Origin of the sequence: Pseudomonas sp. MWU347 (assembly GCF_017947305.1) — a bacterium.
In the GTDB taxonomy this organism is placed as follows: Bacteria; Pseudomonadota; Gammaproteobacteria; order Pseudomonadales; family Pseudomonadaceae; genus Aquipseudomonas; species Aquipseudomonas putida_A.
Genome location: NZ_JAFGZB010000014.1, coordinates 61166 through 83197 on the forward strand (window position 1 = coordinate 61166; position 22032 = coordinate 83197).

A 22032-nucleotide genomic window follows, 5' to 3' on the forward strand; every position below is an offset into this window, starting at 1 on the left:
GTGACGGATCAATCGGACGAGCCGTTCAGTCTTGAACAGCTGTATCACGCCATCGTGCAGCGCATTCAGCAACACTTTCCGTGCCTGCAGACGGTGTGCATGTGGCCGGATGATTTGGATCGCTTACCGCTGCCTGCGGTGCTGATCGAATTGGCCGAGATGGAGCCGGGTCTCGATCCGGGAACTGGTGAAACGGGCTTGGTCTGCAAGTTCGAGGCGCGGGTGATCACCGATCCCATCCAGCCGGATGATCATCAACAAGCGGTGTTCCTGGCGGGCCACCTCGCAGCGTTGCTGCGCATGCAGTGCTGGGGCGTTGAGGTCGAGCCAGCCGAGTTCGTGCAGGCCATGCAGGACTGGACCAAACCCGAACTGGACGGCTACACCGTCTGGGTCGTGGAATGGACGCAGCAGATCTACCTCGGTGAGGCCGAATGGCCTTGGCCGGATCAGCCACCGGGCACCCTGCTGCTGAACATTGAGCCAGGCGACGGCCCGTTCCGTCCGGAGGACGTGCAATGAGTTCCGGTTACGTCGCGGCTCAGCACGACCGCATGCTCGCCGGCCTGGTCAAGGATTGCTACGTGGTGGCGGTGGATCTCGCCGCGTCACCTCCGGTGTGTCGAGTCTCGGACGGGGAGTGGGTCAGCGGCTGGGTGCGCTGGCATAGCGTTGCAGCTGGCAAGGCGCGGCACTGGCGGGCACCGAGCATCGACGAGCAAGGCACTTTGATCAGTGCCAGCGGCGATGTAGCGCAGGGCACGTTCATTCCTGGTCTTTACGGCAATGGTGGCCCGCCACCGGACAACCGCGACCACGTTGAGGTCTGGCGTTTCGATGATGGAGGCTCACTGGTCTACGACTGGAAGGCCAGCAGTTACACCATCACCCTGCCGAGCGGCACCGTCACCATCAAGGTCGGATCGACGCAGGCCGAAGTCACCGACAACGCTGTCAGCGTGAAGTCGGGAACGATCGATCTGGAGGGCGCCGTGAACATCAAAGGGCCGGTCAACATCGACGGCCCGCTGCACGCGACACAGAGCATCACTAGCGATGCCGACATTCTGGCCGCAGGCGTAAGTGACAACCACCACAAGCACTAACTCATCACTCATTCAGCCCGCCGCGTGCGGGCTTTTTCATGCCTGGAGAAACCATGGCCAAACATCAAGATGATTTGCCTGAGCTTGAGTCCGTACCAATCAGCACCGTGCAGATGACCTCGACCGTGACCTTTCGCGACACCCTTTACACTTCGCGCACGGTCATCCTGCCCGATGGCCGCACCTTGGCCGTAGCGAAAGCCCAGGTGTCGGTTGATGGCACTGACGATGTAGCGCTGCAGTGCCTTAAAGCCCACGCCGAGTTCGAGCAACTCACGGAGTAATCCCGATGATCGGAATGGATCGCCACACCGGGCAACCCATCTCCGGCATCGAGCATTTACGTCAGTCGGTGGCGGACATCCTCGGCACGCCGTTGCTGAGCCGCCGAGAGCGTCCGGAGTACGGCAGCAAGCTGCGGCGCATGGTCGACCTGCCCATCAACGAAGGCTGGAAAAGCGCCGCTCAAGCGGAAGCGGCCCGGGCGCTGCGCCAGTGGGAGCCACGACTGAAGCTTGAGCGCGTCGTCGCCATCTCGGTGTTGGGGGGGAAAATCAATTTCAGAATCAGCGGCGAGTATCTCGGTGAGCGCGGCACGTTGGAGGTGTGGGTATGAGTACGCTGGTGGATCTGACGGAACTGCCCGCACCGGATGTGCTGGAGCCGCTGGACTTCGAAGAGGTGTACGGCGAAGCGTTGAACGTGTTTCGTGGTTACATGGGCGACAACTGGACAGCGGCGCTGGAGAGCGATCCGGTGACCAAACTGCTGGAAGTCGGCAGTTACATCAAACTCGGCAACCGGGCGAGGGTTAACGACGCCGCCAAGGCGCAACTGCTGGCGTATGCCATCGGCGCCGATCTGGAGCAACTCGCCGCCAACGTCAACCTCAAGCGCCTGGTAATTCAGGCAGCGGATCCGCTGGCGGTGCCGCCGGTCGAAGCGGTGCTGGAATCCTACGATGCCCTGCGTGAGCGGGTGCAGATGGCTTACGAAGGGTTGACCACAGCGGGACCACGCAACAGCTACATCCTGCACGCCCGTAACGCCTCGGCACTGGTCGCCGATGCCACGGCTGAAAGCCCGGCGCCGGCCTGTGTCGACGTGACAGTGCTGGGCCTGGAAGGGGACGGCGCGGTTGGGCCGGAGCTGCTGGCCTTGGTCGCCAAGGCTGTGAATGACGACGATGTGCGCCCGGTTGGTGATCGGGTGGCAGTGCGCGGTGCCGAGATACTGCGGTACCGGATTGATGCAGTGCTGCACATGAAAGGTACCGGCCCGGAAAACGATGCCGCGCTCGCCGAGGCGATCAAGCGCCTTGAGGCCTGGATCAATCCGCGCCGTCGCTTGGGCGTCGAGGTAGCCCGCTCGGGTGTCGATGCGCAGTTGCACGTCGCCGGTGTGGCCCGTGTTGAACTCAAGGACTGGCAGGATCTGAAACCCACCAAGGCACAGGCGGCGTACTGCACCGGGTACACCGTCGTGTTGGGAGGCTGATATGCGCAGTCTTCTACCGCTCAACAGCACTCCCTTGGAACGGGGTATCGAGGCGACCTTTGCCGAGACCACACTGATTCCGTTGCGCACGCTGTACAACCCCGACACCTGTCCGGTGCACCTGCTGCCACATCTGGCCTGGGCCTGGTCAGTCGACCGCTGGGATCCGGAGTGGCCGGAAGCGGTCAAGCGCGCCGCGATCAAGGCCTCGTTCTACATCCACAAGCACAAGGGCACCATCGGCGCATTGCGCCGAGTTGTCGAACCGCTGGGTTATCTGATCGAGATCTCTGAGTGGTGGCAGACCGTTCCGGAAGGCGTGCCGGGCACCTTCGCGTTGAAGGTCGGCGTGCTGGACACCGGCATCACCGAGGAGATGTACCTCGAACTCGAACGCCTGATCGACGACGCCAAACCCGTCAGCCGAAAACTGACCGGACTCGACATCACTCTTGAAACTCACTTGGACGCCTATGTCGGTTTTGCCGTTTACGACGGTGATGAAATCGACGTTTACCCATGGAGCAACCCGGACATGGACGTAATGGTTCAGGGGAACCATGGCGTCAGCGAATACACCCTCGACGAATTGGACGTATATCCCCATGGTTGATAAAAACTCTATTTTTGGCGGCATGCTCACCACGCAGGGTGCCGCCAAGAAAACCAACTGCGACGCGCTGGGCATCCCTTGGGAACCGCGCTACATGCTGATCGGTGATGCAAACGGCACCGACCCTGTCCCCAGCGCCTCGCAAACCAAACTGGTGAACCAGGTTTACCGGGCGCAGCTCAATCAGTTGCGTGTCTCTCCCACCGATTCCAATGTTCTGATTGCCGAGCTGGTGTTACCGCCGGATGTGGGTGGTTGGTGGATTCGCGAGCTTGCGCTGGAAGACAAGGACGGCGTTTTCTGCGCGGTGGCGAATGCTGCCCCGAGCTACAAGCCTTTACTTGCGCAAGGTTCTGGACGCAACCAGGTGGTGCGGATGCACATCATCACCAGCGGCACCTCGAACATTCAGTTGAAGATCGACCCGTCGGTGGTGTTGGCCACTCGCGGGTATGTGGACGATTTGATCAACGGACTGCTGCCGGCGAACAAGGTCGCCGGGACGTACACCAAGGTCACGGTGAATGATCGCGGCGTGTTCACGTCCGGGTCCAATCCCACAACCTTGGCCGGATTTGGCATCAAGGACACCTACACCAAGACTGAAATCGAGTCGATGATCGCGCAGGCTTCGGCCTTGCCGGTCGGCGCTACGGTCGCGTTTCCGCTGGACAAGGTAGCGCCGGGCTTTCTGGAGCTGGACGGTAGCGTCAAGAGCATTGCGGTCTATCCCGATCTGGCGGCGTTCCTCGGGACGGCGTTCAACAAGGGTGACGAGGGTGCAGGCAATTTCCGCTTGCCGGAATCGCGCGGTGAGTTCCTGCGGGGCTGGGATCATGGACGCGGGGTTGATGCAGGTCGCGCAATTGGCACGTATCAGAAAGGTTCGTTGCTTCACGGTAATGATGACAATGGTGCCGAGATTCACGGGCTAAATGGTATCAATGCTAATCGTGTGGGCTTGGGCTGGGATCTTCCGGCGATGGCTGACTATTCCGGCTCCGGTGCTTACACGGCAAGCGGTGCTGCTGTCCCCGGAACCTCGCTTTTTGCTCAAGCGCATTATGGTGTAGCGCGCCCGCGCAACTTGGCGGTGATGTGGTGCATTAAGGCGTGGAATGCGCCGATCAATCAGGGAAGCATCGATATTGCCGCGCTCGCGGCGTTGGCGACGCAGGCCACGGAAATCAAGCTGGGTACGGCGAAGATCGCTACGCAGGCGCAGACCGATGTGGGTACCGATGACGCCACTATTGTTACCCCAAAGAAATTGCGCTGGGGGTTTTCGGCCGCTTTAGGTGGGGCCGGATCTATCAGCTATATCGTCTTTCCCAGTTGGCTGGGCGGGCTGATCATTCAATGGGGCACCACTGGGGCGGTTGGTTCTGGCATTAACGCGGTTCATACCTGGCCCCTTGCGTTCACGATTAACCCTGTCGTGCTGTTGTCCTATGCCAATACGGCGGCGGATCAGGCGGCGGGTAGCGTGTACGTGGGGCAAGTTAAAACAGCCGGGCCGTTGAATATGACACTTCGAAACCTTGGGCCATCCGTTGCGCAATATAACTACCTTGCGATAGGTCGTTAATTTATTTACTGAGGTAGGTTTTATGAAGTACGCGACGTTTGATGAAAACGGCCAAATTGCCGGGCGTTTTGACTCCAATGTTCACGCCGTTATTCCCGAGGGGGCTATGGCGCTGCCGGATGGCTTGTGGCTTGCGACATTTCAGGAGCGCGATGGCATTTGGCGCTTAGTCGACGGCGAGGTGATCAAGGAGGCGTTGCCGCCGGTAGTGCCGGACTATGCGCAGTCGATTGCCCGCGAGCGCTTCCGCCGCGAGTCGACTGGTGTGCTGGTCGGCGGCCTGCAAATCGAGACGACGCGTGACAGCCAAGCGCTGATTGCCAGTACCGGATTATCTGCCGTCCTCGATCCCGAATACCGCTGCAATTTCAAGACGGTGACGGGTTTTGTCGAGATCGGATCTGCGCAAATCATCGCGATCGCCCAAGCGGTGCGGTCGCATGTACAGGCCTGCTTTGACCGCGAGCTGACGCTGCTGCGCGCGATCGAGGCGGGCGAGTATCACGACGCCATGCTTTCACAAGGCTGGCCGGATTCCTCGCCGCCAGCTCCTGCCGAGCTGCAATAAACGCCCCGCACTGACGGGGCGTTTTATTTTCCACCAATCATAGAACCAACACTTTCACAGCCTCGCTCATGCGGGGCTTTTTCGTTTCTGGAGAACGAGCCTTATGAGTTTCTTTCACGGCGTCACGACCACGGCGGTCGATACCGGCGCACGCACTATCTCGTTGCCGTCCTCGTCGATCATCGGCTTGTGCGACACCTTCAGTCCCGGGCTGCTCGGTGGCGGTACCGCCAAGGCCGGCGAACTCAAACTGATCACTACCGAGCGTGAAGCCATTGCCGCGTTCGGCGCCGAGTCGGCGATCACCAAAGCCTGCCAGGCGATCTACACCAAAGCCAAGGCGGTCATCGTCGCCATCGGTGTGCCGAAGATGGACGACCCGGCGCTGCAGACATCAGCCATCATCGGCGGTGTTCTCGCATCCGGCCAGCGCACCGGCCTGCAGGCGCTGCTCGATGGTAAGAGCTTGTTCAACGCCCAGCCGCGCTTGCTGATCGCGCCCGGCCATTCCGCCACCCAAGCGGTGGCCACGGCCATGGACAGCCTGGCGCAGAAGCTGCGGGCAATCGGCATCATCGACGGGCCATGCACCACTGATGAGGCCGCGATGGCCTACGCGAAAAACTTTGGCAGCCGCAACCTGTTTATGGTCGACCCGGGCGTGCAGTACTGGGATACCGGTGAAAGCAAGACGGTGGATGCGCCTGGCTCCGCATGGACGGCGGGCCTGTTTGCTTGGACGGATGCGACCTACGGGTTCTGGGCCTCGCCTTCGAACAAGGAACTCACCGGCATCACCGGGACTACTCGCGCCGTCGAGTACTTGGACGGCGACGAAACCTGCCGGGCCAACCTGCTCAACAACGCGAACATCACCACGATCATTCGCGACGATGGTTACCGCCTCTGGGGCAACCGCACACTGTCCAGCGATCCGAAGTGGGCATTCGTCACCCGCGTGCGCACGCTGTTCATTCTCATGGACGCGGTGCAGGCCGGCCACAAATGGGCGGTCGACCGCTCGATCACCAAGACCTACGTCAAGGACGTCACCGACGGCCTGGAAGCGTTCATGCGCGACCTGAAAAATCAGGGCGCGGTGATCAACTTCGAGGTGTACGCCGACCAGGAGCTGAACACGGCCAGCCAGATCGAGCAGGGCAAGGTGTATTGGCGGATCCGCTTCACCGACGTGCCGCCGGCCGAGAACCCGAATTTCCTCTTCGAAGTCACCAACGAGTGGATGACCGAAGTGCTTGAAGCCGCTTAAGGAGGCCACCTGATGATTCCTGAAGTTCTGTCCAACTGCGCCGGGTTTATCGACGGCGTGAGTTTTGCCGGTGAGATGCCGAGCCTGACCCTGCCCAAGGTCGTGCTGAAAACCGAAACCTACCGGGGTGGCGGCATGGCCGGCGAGATCGAGATCCCGACCGGTGTCGAGAAACTCGAAGCCGGGTTTACCACCAACGGTGTGCGCCGTGAGGCATTGAAATGGTTCGGCCTCTCCGACCGCACCGCGTGTACGGCGGTGTTTCGAGCCACGTTTAAAGGCCTTAAGGGCAAGGTCACTCCGGTCATCGTGACCATGCGTGGCGGTCTCAAAGAGGTCGACATGGGCGACTGGAAAGCCGGCGAAAAAGCCGAGAGCAAACACAACATGGCGTTGACCTACTACAAGCTCGAAGTCGGTAGCCGGTTGATCTATGAGATCGACATGGTCGGCATGGTGCTGGTGGTCGACGGCGTTGATCAACTGGCAGAAGAACGCTCGGCCCTGGGCCTTTAAGGACATACGCAATGACTCAAGCAATTCAAGCAACGCCCGAACAGCCGCTCCCTAAGTGGATGGAACTGACCGAGGAAGGGTTTCGAATCAGCCTCAAGTACCCGACTGAACTCAATGGTGTGCAGGTCGATCGCCTGACTATGCGCGCACCTTGTGTGCGGGATGTGCGGGCCGCGCAAGCGGCCTCCAACGGTGACGCTGAGCAACGCGAAATGTCGCTGTTCGCTTCGCTGACCCAGACCCCTGAAGCGGATCTGATGAGCCTGAAGATGGTCGATTACCTACGCCTGCAGGCCGGGTATTTTCGTCTGGTCACGGACGACTAAGTGCGACGGTTCTACGTTGAAGATCCTGGCCAAGCGAATGTCTAAAGAGACCGGGTTCTCGGCAGCCGAGATCCTGGCCATGTCCTTCAACGAACTGGTGTGGTGGCTCTCCGATTGAGCCACTCAACCCCACCGACGCATAAGGCACGCACATGGCGAAGAACATCGCTCTCGGCTTTGTCATTGGCGGCGCCGTCGATCCGACGGTAGGCAAAGCGTTCAAGGACGTCGAAAGCAAAATTAAGCACCTGGACTCGGTCGGCAGCAAAGCCCGGGTGCTGCAGAACACCATCGGCGACACCATGCGTCTGCGCGATGAATGGCGCAAAGCGCACACCACCGGCGCCGAAGGCGCAGACAAGCTGCTGGCCAAATATGAAAAGAATCTCGCACTGCTCAAGAAACAGGGCGTCGAGGTGGGGCGCCTGAGCAAGGCATACGCCACCATGGGCCGCGTGGCCGCCGGCGCCGAACTGAAAGCGTTGGGCCACCGGCAGATCGAGGAGGGACGGTCCGGCCTGAAAAGCACCCTCGGTCAAGCGGGTGCCCTGACCGCAGCAGCGGCCATCCCGACCAAGGTCAGTGCGGATTACGGCGCGATCATTCGCGATATTGCGATCAAGGCCAACATTGCCAACTCGCCGGAAGAGGCACAGCTGTCCAAGACTGTGATCGACACGTCACGCGATACAGGCATGGCGCGTAATCAGGTGGCGGAGGTGGTCAACGCCCTGGTCGGCGCCGGTATGGAGCTGGACAAGGCGCTGTCCTATGCACCGACCGCAGCCAAGTTCGCGGTGGGCCAAGGATCGGAAGGCACCGAAACGGCGAAGATGATCAACGCTTTGGGTCAGAACGCCAAGATTACCGACCCCAAAGTGATGCAGCAGGCGCTGGAGGCCATCGCCTACCAAGGCCAGGCGGGCAGTTTTGAAGCGGTCGACATGGCCAAGTGGTTTCCCGAGTTGCTGGCCGGCATGGGCAAACTGGGTATCACCGGCATGGATTCGGTGTCGCAACTGGGCGCGATGCTGCAGGTGCAAATGAAAACGGCCGGTGGTTCGGACGAAGCGGCCAACAACCTTAAAAACTGGATGGAGAAAATCGGCTCCGGTGAGACGGTCAAGGCCTACCAGAAGGCCGGGATCGACTATAAGGGGTCGATGCAGACCGGTTTGCAGAATGGCAAATCCACACTGGAATCCAGTTTTGCCCTGGCCCAGAAGTACATCGAAGCGACTGATCCGAAGCGAGCCGCCGAGATGGCCAAGGCCACAGCGGCGATCAGTAAGGAGGCTGACCCCGAGAAAGCCAAGGCCATGATGAAGTCTCTGGAGGAGGCTTTGCGCACCGGTGACCTGTTCGCCGATATGCAGGTCAAGGCTGCGCTGACCGCGTACATGCAGAACAAGGATCTGTATGAGCAGCTGAAAAAGGATTCCGCCGGGGCGACCGGGATCCTCGATAAGAACCTGGCCGAGCGCCGGCAAACCTCGGCGCAGAAATGGTCCGAAATGGCCCAGTCGATGGACGATGCCATGCGCAGCATCGGCGATGCGATCCGGCCGGTCACCGATTCCGTGGCCGACGGCATCAACAACGTCAGTCGCAAACTGTCGGGCTTTGCCGACGAGTTCCCGCGGGTAACGCTTGGCATCGGCACAGCCGTGGCTGGACTGGTTGCGCTCAAGGGGGCCGTCAGCGCCTTCAAGGTTGGTAAGGGGCTGATGCACCTCGGGCGCGGTACGCTGATGGGCAACCCAAACATCCCGCAAAAGGTGATCGTCACCAACCCTCCCGGTGCTGGTGGCGGGCTGAATGGCGGTGATCTCGATGCCAGCGGCGAAGGCAAGAAAGGCAAAGGGGGGAAAGGCCGCGGGAGAGGAGGAGGTGGTCGTGGCGCGAAGATAGTCGGAGGCATGAAAGGTCCAGCGTTGCTGGCGGTGGTCGATGCTGGTTTTAAAGCCTACGACACCTATGAAAATGCCGAGACCCAGGATGAAAAGGCGGAAGGTTACGGACAAGCGGCCGGCGGTTTGGCAGGTACCTTGGCCGGTGCGGCTGCCGGTGCAGCCATCGGTACGGCGGTGCCGATCATTGGCAACATCGTCGGCGGCCTTATTGGCGGCTATCTCGGTTACATGGGCGGCGATGCGCTCGGTGGAGTCATGGGTAAAAAACTGTTCGGCGCTGATGAGTCGCTGAAAAAAGTACCGGATGCCGGGCCGTTGATGATGGCCAACGCCGGGCAGAACCTGCCGCCGGTGATGGGCGACATTGCTCGGTCATTCGGACCGAAGCCTGCCTCTGGCCCTCTGGCACCTGCAGCAATGGGCGATGTGGCCCGGTCACTTGCTGTGCCTCCCAGTGCGCCAGTTCCACCGGCTCTTCTGGCTGCACCCGTTCCGGCTGCGAAAGCCGAGTCGCCTAAGATCGAGCAACAGGTCCAAATCTCGGCGCCGCTGCACATCACCGTGCAGGGCGATGCCAAGGATCCGGCGCAAATGGCGCGTGAGCTGCAGCCCTTCATCGCTCAGCAGATGCAGCAGGCCACGCAGCAGTTGCAGAACCGGAAGCTGTATGACGAACCGCACGTGTAAGGAGGGCCAATGGCGTACATGGAACAGCTGCAGTCGGGGCTGAAAAGTCTGGCTGCAGCGGGGGAGACTGGACGACGTAGCCTCGACGGCATGATGGGACCGGTCAACGGTGCCATCAGCGAGATCAGCGGCGCGGCCTCGGAGCTGGAAGGTATTCCAATCGTGGGGCCGGCGGTCGGGGCAAAGCTGCAGCGTGTCATGCGCAGCGTCAACGCCGCGCAGGCCAAGGTCGGCCAGATGGTGGCCACCTACAACAAGGCCACCCGCGCCGTGTCGCAGATCGACGAGCGGATGGGCGAACTCAAGGAACAGGCAGCGCGGGCGTCCACCGCGATCAACAAGATCGGCGGCAAGGTCAGTCCATCACTGGGGAACATTCTACCGACCGGATCACTGGCGGGTGACGCGACACCGATGCCGGAAGCGGTGAAGCCGTTTCCGCACCTGCTGATCGTGCAGCCGTTGGATCCCAAGGCGGTCCCTTATTACTTCAACTTGGACACCGCTGCCTTCGACGAACTGCGACGCTCGACGGAGTACCGCTGGGCGTCGCAGGAACGGTTGACCCGCCGTCCGGCGCAGCAAGCGGTGGGCATCGGCGAGGAAAAAATCACCCTCAAGGGCGCGATTTTCCCTGGCTTCAAGGGCGGGATCAAACAGCTGGACACTCTGCGCAGTCTCGGTGCCCAGCTCCTGCCTCTGACCCTGACCACCGGCTATGGCGACGTGCTCGGCACCTGGTGCTTGAAGAACGTCGAAGAAGAACAGAGCGCGCTGCTGCAGGGCGGTATCCCGCGCAAGCAGGCATTTACATTGGAGTTCACGCGTTATGGCGATGATCTGCAGAACGTCTGACGGGGATCTGCTGGACACCCTGTGCTACCACGCCTATGGGCATTTGAGCGGATCGGTCGAGGCGGTGCTGGACGCTAATCAGGGGCTGGCCGACGAGCCGCAACCGTATCGCGCCGGCATCGTGATCGAGCTGCCGGATCTGCCGACACCCGATAACAGCGAGGTGATGCTGTGGGGCTGATGCCCCTCCGGTACGCCGCGCAATGACTCAATCGGCCCGCCCAGTGCGGGCTTTCTTTTGGATGGAATGATGACCCCAATCTTTCGCGTCGTGGCCGACGGCGCCGACATCACCCAGCGGATCAATGATCGGTTGCTGCAGCTCAAGACCACAGACAAACCTGGCATGGAATCCGACGAGTTCGAATTGCGCATCGACGACCGCGACGGCGCTGTGGTGTTGCCTCCACGCGGGGCCAGCATCGAGATCTTCCTCGGTTACGTCGAAACGTCGCTCACCCGTATCGGCCGCTATGTCGTCGACGAGATCGAGCTGTCCGGGCCACCAGATACATTGATGATCACCGGTAAGGCCAGCGACATGCGCGGCAGCGGCAAGAGCACCCGCAGCGGCAGCTGGGAGAACGTGCCACTGTCACGGATCGTCACCGATGTTGCGTCACGCAATGGCTGGCAGGCGGTCTGCCCGGTGCAGACTAAGGTGCCCCGCGCTGATCAACTCAACGAATCGGATTTCAATTTCATCACGCGTCTGGCCAAGCAGTACGACTGCACGGCCAAGGTCGCCGACGGCAAGCTGCTGGTCATGCCGCGGCAGGCCGGGCAGAGCGCCTCGGGTAAGAGCTTCGGTGTAGTACCGCTCCAACGGCGCGACGTGAGCCGCTTTCAATTTCGTCTCGGTGATCGCAACACGCATAAGGCGGTGTCGACCAAGCACCAGGACAAGAAAACCGGAAAGCTCGCGGTGGTCACCTTGGACAACGACGAATCGCCTGACGGGTTACCGCCCGTGCATACCGACCGCCACATCTACCCGAACAAGTCTGCAGCCGAAGCCGCTGCTAAGGCTCGACTCACCGCCTTCAACCGCTCCACCGCCGGTGTCCGGCTGGAAATGCCCGGACGTACCGACCTGTTCGCCGAACGCTCGATCAATGCCCAAGGTTTCAAGGTCGGCCTCGATGGCGAGTACCTGGTTGATTCGGTGGAGCAAGTGTTCACCCAGTCCGGCTGGAGCACGACGATCGAGTGCAACGGCGGCAAGAAGGGTAAAGCCAAAGCCAAGGGCAAGAAGAAAAAAGCGGCAAAGGATCTGAAGGTCGTTCAGCTCTAGCAATAGCGCCGCATCCACACAAATTAAGGAGACATCGATGTCACTGACCGAACAGCAACTGCAATCCATCATGCCCAACGCCCGCCGCCAAGCGGGCGTTTTTGTATTTGCACTCAACGCCGCTATGGCACACCGACAGATCAACACGCCGAAACGCCAAGCCGCGTTCCTTGCTCAAATCGGACACGAGTCCGGTCAGCTGCAGTACGTCCGGGAGCTGGGCGGCGATCAATACCTGAGCAAATACGACACCGGTGCCCTGGCCGCAAAACTGGGCAACACCCCGGCAGCGGACGGCGATGGCCAGCGTTATCGCGGTCGTGGGCTGATTCAGGTGACCGGCCACGACAACTACCTGCGCTGCAGCCTGGCACTGTTTGGTGACGAGCGATTGCTGCGCACCCCTGAGCTGCTGGAGCTGCCGCAGTGGGCCGCCGAGTCGGCCGCATGGTTCTGGTCGGTGAATGGGTTGAACACGCTGGCCGATCAAAACGAATTCAACACGATCACCCGCAGGATTAACGGCGGCCTCAATGGCCTGCAGGATCGGCTGGAGTTGTGGGAGCGGGCGAGGGCGGTTTTATGCGTCTCGGCGACCTGATACCTGCTCCTTATCGGCTGCTGGGCAAGGTGGTGCTGCTGATCGCCTTGGTCGGTACTTCCGCCGCCATTACCTGGCAGGTGCAGGACTGGCGCTACGGTAGTCGCCTCAGCGAGCAGTCCCGACTACACACCGAAACCCTCAATCAGATGGCCCAAGCCACGGCCGCGCAACAGCGTGCCGAGCAGGACAAGCGTCTCGCGCTCGAGCAGCGTCTGGCAGCCAGCGAACAAACCCATTATCGAGCCTTGAGCGATGTCCAACGTGATCAAGGTCGCCTGCGCGACCGCCTTGCCACTGCTGATCTGCGCCTGTCAGTCCTACTCGAGGCCACCTCCGACGCCGGCAACAGATCGGTGTCAGCCACCACCGCCACCGGCGGCGTGGTTCATGGCCCCACAAGAGCCGAACTTGACCCAGCGCATGCTCAACGAATTATCGGCGTCACCGATGACGGCGACCGGGGGTTGATTGCCCTCGCGGCCTGTCAGGCATACGCCAAAGAAGTCTCAACACCGAAGTGAAAAAGAGCGGCCGGTCCGGATGCAACAACATCCGGATCGACCGCCGTCCCTGCAGATGGTCCCTGCAAGTCCAGCCAAGGCTCTTGCTCCGTGCACAAAGCGCGGCGAGCCTAGCACCTGTTTATCCATACAGTAAAGGTCTTGCTTTTTATGTCTACACCCATCATCCCTTGGATGGGCGGCAAACGCCGCCTGGCCGACCGCCTCATTCCGCTTTTTCCGCCACACGAATGCTACGTCGAAGTCTTTGCCGGCGGTGCCGCGCTGTACTTCATGAAGCCCCAGCCATCGTCGGTCGAAGTCCTCAACGACATCAACGGCGACCTGGTCACGCTTTACCGCGTCGTGCAGAACCACCTCGAAGAGTTCGTGCGCCAGTTCAAATGGGCGCTCAGCTCGCGGCAGGTGTTCGAATGGCAGAAAATGACCCGCCCCGAAACTCTCACCGACATCCAGCGCGCCGCCCGATTCTTCTACCTGCAGCACCATGCCTTCGCCGGCAAGGTCTCGGGTCAGACATTTGGTACGGCGACCACCGCACCGGCCATCAACCTGCTACGCATCGAAGAGAACCTCTCCGCCGCGTGGCAGCGCCTGTCCGGCACCTACGTCGAAAACCTTCCCTGGCTTGAATGTGCCGAACGCTACGATCGTGCCCACACCTTCCACTACATGGATCCGCCGTACTGGCAGACCGCTGGTTATGGCGTGGACTTTCCGTTCGAGAACTACGAACGGATGGCCGATTTCATGCGCCGCTGCAAAGGCAAGGTGATGGTCAGCATCAACGATCATCCGGACATCCGCCGCGTGTTTGAAGGCTTCCACTTCGAGACCTTGGACATTCGCTACACCACAACCAACCAGCGGCAGGGGAAGGCCGAAGTCAGTGGCGAGCTGGTGATCATGAACTGGGAACCGGCAGCGTTGGGTGGGTTGTTCTGACAGATGCCGGGTATCATTTCTTTACTTCCCACCCTCCCGTCTATCCGATATTTCCTACAGAAATTGACCGAATGCCGATCTGAAAGTTAACTGTACATTCGTACAGTATCGGAAGTCGTGCGTCATGAGCTTTTCAATCATAGGCCCTATTGCCCTGGCCGGTCGGAAGTTACCTCTTTGCCTTTTTCGAGTGCCGGCAGGTTTTCCTTCGCCGGCAGCGGATCACATCGAAACCCACATCTCGCTCGACGAAGTGCTCAACATCCGTGCCCCACATGTTTACTTGGTGAAAATTGCCGGAGAGAGCATGCAGGGGGCAGGGATCTTTGACGGCGATTTAGCGGTGGTGGATCGTTCACTGGAGCCGGCGCACGGGCATATTGTTGTTGCGCTGCTCAACAACGATCCGCTTTGCAAGCGGCTGTGCATCCGGGGGAAAGAGGTCATCCTGCTGTCTGAAAACCCCAAGTACCCGCCGCGCTATGTGCTGGAAGGCGATGAGCTAGCGATCTGGGGCGTGATTATCGGTAGTGTGCGCAGTCATGTCTAAGCAGGTGCCGGTGTTCGGCCTGATCGATTGCAACAGCTTTTACGCCAGCTGTGAGCGAGTGTTTCGTCCTGACCTGGCCAAGGTCCCCATCGTTGTCTTGTCGAATAACGACGGCTGCGTCATCGCCCGCAGCTACGACGCCAAGCGTTATGTGAAAATGGGCGAGCCTTATTTCCAGATCAAACACAAGCTAAAGCAGCACGGCATCATCCCGTTCTCCTCGAACTACGCGCTGTACGGTGACATGAGTGAGCGCGTCATGACCCTGATCGAGTCCATGGTGCCCGCAGTCGAGGTCTACAGCATCGACGAAGCCTTCGTCGATCTCACCGGCATCACCGATTTGGATGGCCTCGGTCGACAGATTCGGAGTCAGGTACTGAGGTGTGCTGGCATTCCAGTCGGCGTTGGTATCGCTCAGACCAAGACCCTGGCCAAATTGGCCAACCATACGGCCAAACGCCTGCAGGCGCAGACAGGTGGGGTCGTCAATATTTGCGACCCAATTAAGCGTGACTGGGTGCTGCGTAACACCGACGTTTCAGAGGTGTGGGGTGTTGGGCGTCGCATGAAAGTGCACCTAGATACCATGGGGATCAAAAGTGCTATGGATCTGGCCAAAGCCGATCCTTGGACACTGCGTAAAAACTTCAGTGTGGTGATCGAAAAGACGGCGCGCGAACTCGCCGGCACCCCATGTCTGGAGCTGGACGAACCCGATCCGCCGAAACATGAGATCTGCTGCAGTCGAATGTTCGGCACCCGCCTGACGGAACTGGCACCGATCAAGGAAGCGGTGGCCACCTACATGATGCGCGCTTCAGAAAAACTCAGGGCGCAAAACTCGCTGTGCAAGAAAGTGCGAGTGAGCATCCGCACCGGCATGTTCAATCCGGAGGAGGCGAAGTACGCCAATGGTGTGGTGATCGACATGCCTTACCCTACGGATGACGTCAGGCTGCTAACCAAGGCTGCAGTTGATGCGCTGGGTCGGATCTATCGCCCTGGTTTCAAGTACAGCAAGGCGGAGGTCTTGCTGATGAACCTGTGTCAGCCAGGTGAATACACGGACGATCTGTTTGCGGCTTCTCAACCGACCGAATCTACCAAGGTCATGGCCGTACTGGATCAGATCAACGAACGATGGGGAAGGGGGACACTGCGAGCGGCGAGCGTCCCAAGTAACCCAGAGTGGGCCATGCGGCGTGAAATGATGAGCCAGAGCTACACGACCCGCTTGGATCAATTGTGGACGATCAACTGTAAGTAGTGAGAAGTCTGCTATCGGCCGATAGCGGCCCCTCGGGAAAATGACTGACGCGTCGCCACCAGGAGTGGCAACCGCCCCGGAGCAAACCTGCCACAGTTTGTTATACGTACAAGCAAAGCGTATATCGTTTGCGCCTGCCCGCCTTATCAAGACAAACTCTTATAATCAGAGAGGGCTAATTTTTTCTCTTTCCGTTTTGAATCCCCAAGCGGGACATACTTGAATAGTGAGCGACCAGCAGATCTTTATGTGATCGGCGGTAGTCATAGATCACTATTCGCTTTTCCTGTTGAGCAGCTTTCGTCAAAACATCTGCCAGCAGACCTGTTATGGTGCCCGGCAGACCTGTAAGCACCTTATCTGCCAGATTTTTGGTTATGGGCATCAGCGCAAGGGTTAGACTCTTAAGATCAACGGTGTTAGAGAAGCGCTGCCAAACGGATTTAGCTTTTAACGAGACGTTATCCAATACAGCCACGTCCGACTCTCGATTATTCTCAAGACTGCTATGCGCATTAGAATATGCAGAAAAAATTTGGCTTCCCAGAAGTTCTTCAAACATTCCCACTTCGCTAGCCTTCACGCTTAGTTGTGGAATAGGTGTTAGCACTTCTATGGGGGTGACGCCGGGCAACAGATTTCCAACAACTGAAAGTATATGAGGCGAAATTATTCCATAGTAGTCTTCGAGTTTAGGGATAGGCAGAACAACCAGCATCGCCGAATCAGTTTTCAGCGCGTAAATAAGGTCCGTAAGAAAAAGGCTTAACGAGATATATTTACTCTGCTCTTTTCCTCGGATCCCGCCAATAGCGTGCTTTTGTAGCATTTCTTGGATGGTATGGAGCATATTGTAATACTCAGTGCCGTCATGAGCAGTAATGCGCTCCTTACCAACCAAGCCCGGCAGATCTGAACTCACGCCATCTATGCTTCTGATGGAGTGCACGCCAGCCTGAATCAGAGCATGGTATACGACCTTGTCATGATACTGGCCAGCCTCTATACCGAAGCTATCTCTTATCCCACTTTCCAAACCTGCCAAACCAGCTAGGTGGACCATACTGACGTTCGCCGTTCGCTTTAGCACAGACATCCTCCCAAAACTGAAGCAACAGAAATTAGGTGCCGCAGGCAGAATACTCGACCCTTACGCTCAGCTCTGCCGAAAGTCATTTTAGCCAATCGCGCGAGTGGCGATAGGCTGTTGCAGCTGACGCGTCTGACCCAGGCTGCCGAAACTCATTGATCTACCAAAATATTCAGCGGATGACGTCTTTACGTGGGGTTTCACAGGCCCCATATAGGTCAGGAAAAATCAACATCCTGGTTCAAGTCGTATCAGCGCCAACAGGTCGATACCTTCGAGGACGAAAAAGGGGACGGATTTATTTTTTCGGACAATTAATCCTTCCCCATTTTCTGAGCCTTAAGCTGCCCCCCGTTTATAGCTGAAAATGGTCGGCGGGTGCATTACGCGTGCAGAGGTTGCCAGGGAATAGATAGTCCTCTTTTCTATTGCTCAGAAAATAAATCAGCCCCCTTTTTTCCTCTGGGGTCTATGAAGGTAAAAGCTTCAGGAGGATTTGAAGTTGCCGCTCGCTGGTTGCATAGACGTCCAAGTCTGAGCTTTTCACACGGAGCCTATTCAATGAGAGAACCCTTTGCTTATCCAGAGTACCGAATTCTATTCGTTCACTACCATCAGATGATAGGTATAAACGCATGTTTATTTTTGGGGAGAGAGCTATTTGCCCTTTGAATGATCTGATGTCATCGCGATGCGCCCGAGGCTCAGAAAACCCTAATGTTGGTGAACTACTGGTGACTAAGTCTATATTACTAACGTTATAGTCAAGTGAGATTCTGAATTTTGATCGGGATAGATTTTCGGCAAACCTAATCGACTCAACATAAAGGTGGATTTTTGTAACAACATCAACTTGTTGAGGTGAGAGTTTGTGTTCTTCATCTTGGCCACGTTGAAGATACGTGTCTTTTGTTATGTCATTTATTTTTTTTCGTGCCTGCATGGTTCTGAAGTGTTGGGTTGCAAAAAAAAGTATAAGGTTGTTGTAATGTTTTTCTTCATCCTCTTCTAAAGCTTTCGATAGCTCGCTCTTGCTGCCGGTTTCGGAAATTTTCTTTAGAGTGTGGTTGAACAAGCTTTCAAGGTCTGCGTAGAGATCTTCTAAGAGGTTTGTTTCTATTACGACCAGCTTTTCGTGGTTTTCTAGCTTGTTTTTTCGATATTGGTTTATCAATTGTAGTGAGTTGAGTGTGCGCATAGTCCTCGCCACGAAAGGCTCGTGCTCTAGCGGGGCGAGCAAATATTCCAGCATGTCCCAGACGATGTCATCAATGACCACCTTATAAAATCGATTTTTCTGGGAGATATTAGAAAGGTTAGTAGTTTTAAAAATATTTCCCGTGATTTTATTTAGTGACCATATAGATATATTTTCAGTGGCTTCCACTGTTGTCCAATTGTCAAGGTAGAACCGACTCACATAGTGCTGCCTGATTTTTTCTTCAAGATGCATCAGAGAATTATCCGTGTCCAGTGCCAAGTAATGGCATAGTGACATTGTTTTATAGCCTACACTAGTTTCTATTGAAAACCTCGGCGTCACCGTCTGCTTTTGGCCGAAAGCAGACCTTGCTTTTTAGGGCATATTTAGGGCAAGTCCGAGGCCGCTTTGGGCCGCAGAGAACCAAGGCACCAAGCGTGAATGCCCGAGATTTAGGGCCTGAAGCGGTCTGCCAATATATTGGAATGGGTTAGAATCTCTATCCAATACGATTAAATCGCTGTAATAGACAGAGCTGCCGTTTGAGTAAGGCGGCTATCGGTCATGAGCCGGCATTCGTGAGCGGCTACATTTCGGGCTGGGAAACCAATGGCGCTGAATCAGTTAAGGCTGTACCGATATTCGAGATTGAGCGTGGAGTCCACAGCCGAAGTCTAATTTTTAGTTTGCCAGAGCGATAATCGTCGTTTCCGAAGGTTTTCTCTAATGAGCTCAAATGATTTTTTACGAGCATACGAAAAAAAACATGGGGTAGAAGGTTCCAGTTTTTGGAAGTATTCTGTAAGTCCAAAATTAAAAACGCATATGTCTCCCATTGCACCATCTAAGAAGGGAGGAATAGATTTGCGATAGGGGTCGTATATGTTCATAGAGACGTTAGGCGTTCCTAGCCATTGCCGAATGAACTCGTTGATATGGAGATCTCCAAAGCCATAGCCAATCACGTCAAGCTCGGTAATCGCAGCCATCCTTTTCTTAAATTCTTCGAAGAAAGCCACGGGAGCAATTTGATCAAACGTGCCTTTGAATTTATGTGCTCCAGACAGCAACGAGCGTCTTAGGAATTGAATCTCGCCATCCTTGTCAGTAACGTCTAATTCACCTACGGTTCTGATTCCCAATCGCTGACTTAACTCAAGGCTGTGGTTCTCAATTTTTCGGATCTCTTGGACATGCCCCCCAATAGGCGTGTCCAGGGGCGGTACACATTTGAGGTAAAGATTTTTGTCCTCGACCGCAAATATATCAAGGGAGCCGTGAAGTTTAATGAGATTCACGCCTACTCCTTCGGGGCCGAAAAAATTTAAATCACCATTGTTCAGTTGTTCTTTTGTTAGAGACTTAAATTTTGCGATATTGGAGTAGCGCTCAATGGTTTGGTCGAAGAATCCATCTTTACAATCCACGTTATGAAATTTGCAAATCTCTTCAAAATTTATATCGTGATTCAGCGAAAAAACATGGAGGCATGGGTTTTTTTTGAGCAGGTCTTTTATGCCTGAGTAGTCTTTTGTTTTCTCTGCAAGCAAGTTTGTTGTGAGTAGTTGGTCTTCCAGCAAAAGGATTTGCACGCAGTCGATAAGTTGAAGCGCTGTGGTGCGTGCGATATCTGAACTCGCGCCACGCTCAAGCTGGAGATTCTCCAGCACACCAATCATTTGCTCATAATGTAGATCTGGATTAGCAAGGATTTCCTCAAAACGAGCTCGAAAGCTTGGGTCCTTTCGAAAGTCAAAAAGTCTAGAGTCCAATCTTTTCAGAACGTTTGCTCTTAGGCCGTTTGTAAACTCCCAAACAAGGGGCATTCCACATTCATATGAGGCACCAGCCCCCAAGAAAAGAGCTTTCATTGATTTTCCCCACTAATGGTCGAAAGTAGGCATAGGGACACGTCCCGAAATGATATGAGTCTAACCCGCACTCCTACCCCTCAGCTTGGCTAGTCCTTGCTTGATGTATCCAGCGTTTTCGCCAATCGCCCACAAGGCCCCGCGGACGTTGTCTCCGACTTCGGTGAAACCTTGCTGTTCAACGTGAAGCGTCAGCTCCATCAGAGCTGCTTCCAGGCCTAGCTGATTCTGGTAGATCCTTTCCAGCACATCCGATAACGAATATTCGTCAGCCACAGCATCGACTCCTTTGGTAAAAGGAAAAGCATAGTACCGGTAATGCTCTTCGTGGGCGGTAGTTGCTGGATGCTTAGAAATTGCTACAAAGCATTGTGTTTTTGAGGGCATGGCCAGGCTGGCCGGGGTTCAGACGAGGGACTACGCCCAATCCATCATGGGAATGACTGTGCATCCAAGTGCGTCCAGGAGCAATTGTTCGCGAACGTCCGTTTTCGGCCAAAAGCAGCCATTCGGCTGTATCTTTCGACCCTTTCCGGTCCCCGTGTCTGCGAGCTAAAGCCATTTCTTAGCGTCCGAGTGAGGGCGGCCGATAGAGCTCGGTTTCCCAGTCTTCAAGAGGCGGCGTTACTTTGAAAGATGGGTCGCAGTACGACCTTAAGTAGTCAGTCGCTCTCCTTTGGGCGTAGGTGAAATTGAGCACGTTGCCTTCGCTGTCCATCTCTATTACGTTCGCGAATATCGCGAAGACCATCTCAATTGCACTCGGCTCAGAGCCATAAATGTCGAGGTACTCTACGTTTTCAAGCATGTAGTGGCTTCCACTTGCCATGAAGTACGCAAACGTTCGGAGTGCTCCACTGAAATCATTACTTAGCTTCTTCATGTACATTTTCTTTTAGTAAATATTCTGGATTTAACTGTTTCATAATCAAGCATCTGCTTTTTTGCCGTTTTATTGTGGTCGAGACAGGCCCGAACCGATCCATAGCTGTCGCTTAATCTTTTGTTCACGAAAAAAAGGTCGAGCCTAGTGGGTCTACTTATAGATAAATGTATAGCTGACAATGTAGCTACCTATTTTGTTTACGCGGGCACTCACCCATACGGTCTTCATACCCTGCTTTATATTTTCCTCTAAGTCCATTTTATTCGTGCAAAGCTCAATCCTGCGGTGCGTGCTTGTATCCTCGATCCACAGACCTGCCTCGCAATGACTAAATCTTCCAATGGAAGGCCCAGGGTAGGTTATTTCATATGAAGACTCATAACTAATAATCTCGCCAGGCAGAAGGTAGGCGGCGGTGGCATAAATATTGATAGATAAGCCAAATCCTAAGCAAAACCAACCAATGAAAGAGTCTAAAGTTCGTTTTGCTATTTTGCCGCCAGGGCGCCGGTATAGTGTGCGAGCTACAGCGATAAGCCCAGTAATGGAACCGATCAACAGGTATGTCGTCCACTCGGGGATTTCAGGTATTAAAACTGTTCGCGCTGAAATGCTAGAAGCCCAGCCAGCATAATAAAACCATGCGCCAAAGAGCAGAAACGCTATCACTGTAACAACTATTTTTTTTGATTTTTCCTCAGGCGTGCTGAGTTTCATTTGTTGCATGCTTTGATTTCTTAATGCTCGAATGAATTATTAAAGCGTCTTAGGGATTATTGGCGACTACCAGGTCGCGACTCGGGCCGACAAACGCCATACGTTAATTGCCACTGCTAGCATATCTAACCCTGGGTAGTGCGG

At 56.3% G+C, this 22032-nt stretch carries 26 protein-coding genes; 20 read left to right on the forward strand and 6 right to left on the reverse strand.

Going from position 1 to position 22032, the window contains the following annotated elements:
* From KCG87_RS25010 to umuC, 20 genes are all read left to right on the forward strand, one after another.
* Entirely contained in the window at positions 1-522 is a 522-nt protein-coding gene (locus KCG87_RS25010) for a hypothetical protein (RefSeq protein WP_210559069.1), read from the forward strand.
* The gene (locus KCG87_RS25015; RefSeq protein WP_210559070.1) at positions 519-1106 is read left to right on the forward strand and encodes a phage baseplate assembly protein V; all 588 of its coding nucleotides are present in this window, start codon (positions 519-521) and stop codon (positions 1104-1106) included. Before KCG87_RS25010 ends, KCG87_RS25015 begins: the two co-directional genes overlap by 4 nt.
* A 53-nt stretch (positions 1107-1159) precedes the next feature.
* Positions 1160-1390: a hypothetical protein gene (locus KCG87_RS25020; protein ID WP_210559098.1), complete on the forward strand. Its 231-nt coding sequence runs from the start codon at positions 1160-1162 to the stop codon at positions 1388-1390.
* Between the two features lie 5 nt (positions 1391-1395).
* The gene (locus tag KCG87_RS25025) at positions 1396-1722 is read left to right on the forward strand and encodes a GPW/gp25 family protein (RefSeq protein WP_103368789.1); all 327 of its coding nucleotides are present in this window, start codon (positions 1396-1398) and stop codon (positions 1720-1722) included.
* On the forward strand, positions 1719-2603 hold the full coding sequence (locus KCG87_RS25030) for a baseplate J/gp47 family protein (RefSeq protein ID WP_210559071.1): 885 nt from the start codon (positions 1719-1721) through the stop codon (positions 2601-2603). The genes KCG87_RS25025 and KCG87_RS25030 overlap by 4 nt, the downstream gene beginning before the upstream one ends.
* 1 nt (position 2604) lies before the next feature.
* Entirely contained in the window at positions 2605-3216 is a 612-nt protein-coding gene (locus KCG87_RS25035) for a phage tail protein I (RefSeq protein WP_210559072.1), read from the forward strand.
* Entirely contained in the window at positions 3209-4804 is a 1596-nt protein-coding gene (locus KCG87_RS25040) for a phage tail protein (RefSeq protein ID WP_210559073.1), read from the forward strand. Before KCG87_RS25035 ends, KCG87_RS25040 begins: the two co-directional genes overlap by 8 nt.
* A gap of 22 nt (positions 4805-4826) precedes the next feature.
* The gene (locus KCG87_RS25045) at positions 4827-5372 is read left to right on the forward strand and encodes a DUF4376 domain-containing protein (RefSeq protein ID WP_210559074.1); all 546 of its coding nucleotides are present in this window, start codon (positions 4827-4829) and stop codon (positions 5370-5372) included.
* Between the two features lie 103 nt (positions 5373-5475).
* Positions 5476-6642 carry a phage tail sheath family protein gene (locus KCG87_RS25050; RefSeq protein WP_210559075.1) on the forward strand — a complete coding sequence of 389 codons (1167 nt, stop codon included), beginning with the start codon at positions 5476-5478 and terminating at the stop codon, positions 6640-6642.
* Between the two features lie 12 nt (positions 6643-6654).
* Entirely contained in the window at positions 6655-7158 is a 504-nt protein-coding gene (locus tag KCG87_RS25055) for a phage major tail tube protein (protein ID WP_210559076.1), read from the forward strand.
* 11 nt (positions 7159-7169) lie between these two features.
* On the forward strand, positions 7170-7484 hold the full coding sequence (locus KCG87_RS25060) for a phage tail assembly protein (RefSeq protein WP_210559077.1): 315 nt from the start codon (positions 7170-7172) through the stop codon (positions 7482-7484).
* A 152-nt stretch (positions 7485-7636) separates the two neighbouring features.
* A complete protein-coding gene (locus KCG87_RS25065; RefSeq protein WP_210559078.1) occupies positions 7637-10084 on the forward strand; it encodes a phage tail tape measure protein in 2448 nt (815 codons plus the stop codon).
* A gap of 9 nt (positions 10085-10093) precedes the next feature.
* Positions 10094-10939: a phage tail protein gene (locus KCG87_RS25070; protein WP_210559079.1), complete on the forward strand. Its 846-nt coding sequence runs from the start codon at positions 10094-10096 to the stop codon at positions 10937-10939.
* On the forward strand, positions 10914-11120 hold the full coding sequence (locus KCG87_RS25075) for a tail protein X (protein WP_210559080.1): 207 nt from the start codon (positions 10914-10916) through the stop codon (positions 11118-11120). Before KCG87_RS25070 ends, KCG87_RS25075 begins: the two co-directional genes overlap by 26 nt.
* A gap of 69 nt (positions 11121-11189) precedes the next feature.
* Positions 11190-12233: a contractile injection system protein, VgrG/Pvc8 family gene (locus tag KCG87_RS25080; protein ID WP_210559081.1), complete on the forward strand. Its 1044-nt coding sequence runs from the start codon at positions 11190-11192 to the stop codon at positions 12231-12233.
* Between the two features lie 37 nt (positions 12234-12270).
* Positions 12271-12834, forward strand: a complete 564-nt coding sequence (locus KCG87_RS25085) for a glycoside hydrolase family 19 protein (protein ID WP_210559082.1) — start codon at positions 12271-12273, stop codon at positions 12832-12834.
* Positions 12816-13358 (forward strand): lysis system i-spanin subunit Rz, encoded by a 543-nt coding sequence (locus KCG87_RS25090; RefSeq protein ID WP_139055584.1) that lies wholly within the window; start codon positions 12816-12818, stop codon positions 13356-13358. The genes KCG87_RS25085 and KCG87_RS25090 overlap by 19 nt, the downstream gene beginning before the upstream one ends.
* Before the next feature lie 150 nt (positions 13359-13508).
* Positions 13509-14303, forward strand: coding sequence for a DNA adenine methylase (locus KCG87_RS25095; protein ID WP_139055583.1), 795 nt, complete (start codon positions 13509-13511; stop codon positions 14301-14303).
* 124 nt (positions 14304-14427) lie between these two features.
* On the forward strand, positions 14428-14853 hold the full coding sequence (locus tag KCG87_RS25100) for a S24 family peptidase (protein WP_139055582.1): 426 nt from the start codon (positions 14428-14430) through the stop codon (positions 14851-14853).
* On the forward strand, positions 14846-16123 hold the full coding sequence (umuC, locus tag KCG87_RS25105; RefSeq protein ID WP_139055581.1) for a translesion error-prone DNA polymerase V subunit UmuC: 1278 nt from the start codon (positions 14846-14848) through the stop codon (positions 16121-16123). The genes KCG87_RS25100 and umuC overlap by 8 nt, the downstream gene beginning before the upstream one ends.
* A 175-nt stretch (positions 16124-16298) precedes the next feature.
* On the opposite strand, the gene KCG87_RS25110 is transcribed toward umuC, so the two are convergent.
* The 6 genes from KCG87_RS25110 to KCG87_RS25135 all read right to left on the reverse strand — a co-directional run bounded on the left by KCG87_RS25110 (position 16299) and on the right by KCG87_RS25135 (position 21897).
* Positions 16299-17213 (reverse strand): hypothetical protein, encoded by a 915-nt coding sequence (locus KCG87_RS25110; RefSeq protein ID WP_210559083.1) that lies wholly within the window; start codon positions 17211-17213, stop codon positions 16299-16301.
* 469 nt (positions 17214-17682) lie between these two features.
* Complete coding sequence (locus KCG87_RS25115; RefSeq protein WP_210559084.1) at positions 17683-18666, reverse strand: DUF4238 domain-containing protein; 984 nt, start codon at positions 18664-18666, stop codon at positions 17683-17685.
* Between the two features lie 422 nt (positions 18667-19088).
* Positions 19089-20285 (reverse strand): hypothetical protein, encoded by a 1197-nt coding sequence (locus KCG87_RS25120; RefSeq protein WP_139055576.1) that lies wholly within the window; start codon positions 20283-20285, stop codon positions 19089-19091.
* A 60-nt stretch (positions 20286-20345) separates the two neighbouring features.
* Complete coding sequence (locus KCG87_RS25125) at positions 20346-20561, reverse strand: hypothetical protein (RefSeq protein WP_139055575.1); 216 nt, start codon at positions 20559-20561, stop codon at positions 20346-20348.
* Between the two features lie 289 nt (positions 20562-20850).
* Positions 20851-21168 carry a hypothetical protein gene (locus KCG87_RS25130; protein ID WP_122595623.1) on the reverse strand — a complete coding sequence of 106 codons (318 nt, stop codon included), beginning with the start codon at positions 21166-21168 and terminating at the stop codon, positions 20851-20853.
* Between the two features lie 153 nt (positions 21169-21321).
* Entirely contained in the window at positions 21322-21897 is a 576-nt protein-coding gene (locus KCG87_RS25135; protein WP_246881832.1) for a hypothetical protein, read from the reverse strand.
* Positions 21898-22032 lie beyond the last annotated feature (135 nt).

Bases quoted from the DNA above. Each gene is read 5' to 3' on its own strand.
- KCG87_RS25020 (WP_210559098.1), top strand. From the start codon at position 1,160: ATGGCCAAACATCAAGATGATTTGCCTGAGCTTGAGTCCGTACCAATC.
- KCG87_RS25070 (WP_210559079.1), top strand. From the start codon at position 10,094: ATGGCGTACATGGAACAGCTGCAGTCGGGGCTGAAAAGTCTGGCTGCA.
- KCG87_RS25030 (WP_210559071.1), top strand. From the start codon at position 1,719: ATGAGTACGCTGGTGGATCTGACGGAACTGCCCGCACCGGATGTGCTG.
- KCG87_RS25040 (WP_210559073.1), top strand. From the start codon at position 3,209: ATGGTTGATAAAAACTCTATTTTTGGCGGCATGCTCACCACGCAGGGT.
- KCG87_RS25065 (WP_210559078.1), top strand. From the start codon at position 7,637: ATGGCGAAGAACATCGCTCTCGGCTTTGTCATTGGCGGCGCCGTCGAT.
- KCG87_RS25135 (WP_246881832.1), bottom strand. From the start codon at position 21,897: ATGCAACAAATGAAACTCAGCACGCCTGAGGAAAAATCAAAAAAAATA.
- KCG87_RS25085 (WP_210559082.1), top strand. From the start codon at position 12,271: ATGTCACTGACCGAACAGCAACTGCAATCCATCATGCCCAACGCCCGC.
- KCG87_RS25100 (WP_139055582.1), top strand. From the start codon at position 14,428: ATGAGCTTTTCAATCATAGGCCCTATTGCCCTGGCCGGTCGGAAGTTA.
- KCG87_RS25090 (WP_139055584.1), top strand. From the start codon at position 12,816: ATGCGTCTCGGCGACCTGATACCTGCTCCTTATCGGCTGCTGGGCAAG.
- KCG87_RS25080 (WP_210559081.1), top strand. From the start codon at position 11,190: ATGACCCCAATCTTTCGCGTCGTGGCCGACGGCGCCGACATCACCCAG.
- KCG87_RS25045 (WP_210559074.1), top strand. From the start codon at position 4,827: ATGAAGTACGCGACGTTTGATGAAAACGGCCAAATTGCCGGGCGTTTT.
- KCG87_RS25060 (WP_210559077.1), top strand. From the start codon at position 7,170: ATGACTCAAGCAATTCAAGCAACGCCCGAACAGCCGCTCCCTAAGTGG.
- KCG87_RS25075 (WP_210559080.1), top strand. From the start codon at position 10,914: ATGGCGATGATCTGCAGAACGTCTGACGGGGATCTGCTGGACACCCTG.
- KCG87_RS25095 (WP_139055583.1), top strand. From the start codon at position 13,509: ATGTCTACACCCATCATCCCTTGGATGGGCGGCAAACGCCGCCTGGCC.
- KCG87_RS25035 (WP_210559072.1), top strand. From the start codon at position 2,605: ATGCGCAGTCTTCTACCGCTCAACAGCACTCCCTTGGAACGGGGTATC.
- KCG87_RS25055 (WP_210559076.1), top strand. From the start codon at position 6,655: ATGATTCCTGAAGTTCTGTCCAACTGCGCCGGGTTTATCGACGGCGTG.
- KCG87_RS25050 (WP_210559075.1), top strand. From the start codon at position 5,476: ATGAGTTTCTTTCACGGCGTCACGACCACGGCGGTCGATACCGGCGCA.
- umuC (WP_139055581.1), top strand. From the start codon at position 14,846: ATGTCTAAGCAGGTGCCGGTGTTCGGCCTGATCGATTGCAACAGCTTT.
- KCG87_RS25120 (WP_139055576.1), bottom strand. From the start codon at position 20,285: ATGAAAGCTCTTTTCTTGGGGGCTGGTGCCTCATATGAATGTGGAATG.
- KCG87_RS25115 (WP_210559084.1), bottom strand. From the start codon at position 18,666: ATGCATCTTGAAGAAAAAATCAGGCAGCACTATGTGAGTCGGTTCTAC.
- KCG87_RS25025 (WP_103368789.1), top strand. From the start codon at position 1,396: ATGATCGGAATGGATCGCCACACCGGGCAACCCATCTCCGGCATCGAG.
- KCG87_RS25015 (WP_210559070.1), top strand. From the start codon at position 519: ATGAGTTCCGGTTACGTCGCGGCTCAGCACGACCGCATGCTCGCCGGC.
- KCG87_RS25130 (WP_122595623.1), bottom strand. From the start codon at position 21,168: ATGAAGAAGCTAAGTAATGATTTCAGTGGAGCACTCCGAACGTTTGCG.